2 protein-coding genes are annotated in these 1,760 nt (G+C 66.9%); both read left to right on the plus strand.

The features are described 5' to 3' along the window. Positions 1–1,133: S8 family serine peptidase (locus tag R1101_RS0122825; protein WP_016935516.1), on the plus strand; the 1,133-nt coding region annotated here is incomplete at its 5' end. Between the two features lie 408 nt (positions 1,134–1,541). Beyond that, a partial coding sequence (locus R1101_RS0122840) for a PadR family transcriptional regulator (RefSeq protein WP_016935519.1) occupies positions 1,542–1,760 on the plus strand: 219 nt, incomplete at its 3' end.

The following is a 1,760-nucleotide window of genomic DNA, read 5'->3' on the forward strand; positions in this document are numbered from 1 at the left end:
CCGAGGACAGCACTCACGAGGAACGCGTGGCCGCACTCGAGGCGATCAGCGGCGTGAACTCGATCGCGTCCAGCGACGAGACGGGACCGGAAGCGGTACCCGCAGACGAACTCGAATCCACCGATGCGACCCTATTCGATCGGCTCGGGGTGGCTGTTGCCGCCGTCGACGGGTCGCAGCTCGAATCGCTCGAGGACGTCGCACGTCAGGATCCGGCGATCGTGGCCGTGGAACCCGAACACGTCGTCCGTACGCTGGCGGCACCACTCGCCCTGGAGACACATCTGGCGGACGGTCGCAGGCACACCTGGGGTCTGCAGGCCACCCGGGCACTGACGTCACAGTTCGACGGGTCCGCTGTCCGGGTAGCAGTGCTCGACACCGGATTCGATCTCAACCATCCCGACTTCGCAGGTCGGACGATCACCAGCAAGTCGTTCATCGCAGGCCAGGCCGTCCAGGACGGGAACGGGCACGGCACCCACTGCGTCGGCACATCCTGCGGACCGAGGAATCTACCGACCGCGCGCGGCTACGGCGTCGCACCACGGGCTGCGATCTTCGTCGGCAAGGTACTGAGCAATCAGGGCAGCGGATCCGACTCCACCATCCTCGCCGGGATCGAATGGGCATTGGCCAATCGGTGCCAGGTCATCTCGATGTCGCTGGGCGCCGACGTACCTCGGCCGGTGACGGCCTACGAGGCCGTCGGGCAGCGGGCGTTGGCCGCCGGGACGCTGATCATCGCGGCCGCGGGGAACAACGCGCGCCGGCCGGCCGATCCCGGATTCGTCGGCAGCCCCGCGAATTCGCCGTCGATCATGGCGGTCGCGGCACTGGCGTCCGACCTGAAGATGGCGGCATTCTCGGCCAGAGCCACCGTGGTTCCGGGCGGCGCCGTCGATATCGCCGCACCCGGTGTAGACGTGTACTCGTCGTGGCCGATGCCGGACCGCTACAACACGATCAGTGGGACGTCCATGGCCACCCCGCACGTGGCGGGATTGGCGGCTCTGATCGTGCAGAGCACGGCGAGGACCGGGAAGGAACTCTGGAAGACGCTGGTCGACGGAGCCGAGGTGCTGCCGTTGCCGCAGACCGATGCAGGCGCGGGGTTGGCCACCGCGCCGTGATTCGGCGTCGAGGCGCAGGACCTCCGTCGTCCTTGCCTGTGGGCAGGCCGACGCGGCCCTCGCCGCCATCGAGGCCGTTGTCTCGGTGGCCCGGTCGCTCCGGCCACGGCTGCTTCTCGTCCTCGCGTATCCCGATGTGAGGGAGGAGATTCGAAGAATCCCCGACGTGTGCCTGCACAGATCGTGACGAGAACAGTGTTCGTCACCGGATCGGGGGTTCCGACCGATGTCTCGCACCGGTCGGAACCCCCGATCCACGTCTGCCGCGTGCCCGGCACGGCGGCGAACGCCAGGAAGGAGGCATTGTTGTCCGTCGGATAATCCACGTCGTATATTCGATACCGACTATTCGAGGCGCAGCAGTCGCGGTTCCCGAACGCCTCCCGACAATCGGAGGAGGCAGGAGCGGTGTCCGAACGATCCCGTATCGCCGTCCTGACACCGATAGCCATCGCCGTGCTCGGACTGCTCGAGGAGCGACCGATGCATCCCTACGAGATGCATCAGCTTCTGCTCAAGCGCCGGGAGGACAACCTGATCAAGCTCCGGCCGAGCTCGCTGTACCACACCGTCTCCCGTCTGGTGGAGAGCGGATTGATCCGGCAGGAGGGTACCGAACGCGCAGGT

Origin of the sequence: Rhodococcus sp. R1101 (assembly GCF_000278445.1) — a bacterium.
In the GTDB taxonomy this organism is placed as follows: domain Bacteria; phylum Actinomycetota; class Actinomycetes; order Mycobacteriales; family Mycobacteriaceae; genus Rhodococcus; species Rhodococcus gordoniae.